Genomic DNA, 353 nt, shown 5'->3' with positions numbered 1-353 from the left:
GTCAGGCGCTCAGTTCGGCCATGGCGGGGCTCGGCCGCACGGTACTGCCGCTGATGCTCGCGGAATCGGCGCTGGCGAAAAACGAACTCGCGGCCGTCGAAGGCCCGATGGATGCGCGCCGCGCTTACTGGCTGCTTGCACCGCTGCCGCAGTGGCGCCAGAAAAAGGTCAGGGCACTCGCCGACTGGCTGACGCGCGCCGACGAAACCTGATTTCCGGCGCCACCTCGCCGCGCTGCATCATCAAGATGCTGGCCAGCGTGGTGAAAGTTCCACCGGTACCAAACAGTACCTGCGGAACAAAACAATTCGGTACGACTCGACCAGTTCGCTTTTGAACTCGTTGCGATTGAC

1 protein-coding gene is annotated in these 353 nt (G+C 62.9%); it reads left to right on the top strand.

Translation table 11 applies throughout. From position 1 onward, the window contains the following. Positions 1-212, top strand: a 212-nt coding sequence (locus AB1L30_RS00270) for a LysR substrate-binding domain-containing protein (RefSeq protein WP_367011359.1), incomplete at its 5' end; no start/stop codon positions are given. Positions 213-353 lie beyond the last annotated feature (141 nt).

The sequence above is a fragment of the Bremerella sp. JC817 genome (genome assembly GCF_040718835.1).
Taxonomy (GTDB): Bacteria; Planctomycetota; Planctomycetia; order Pirellulales; family Pirellulaceae; genus Bremerella.
Note: the sequence above shows the minus strand (reverse complement) of the source record. Positions and strands in the feature narration are given on the sequence as shown.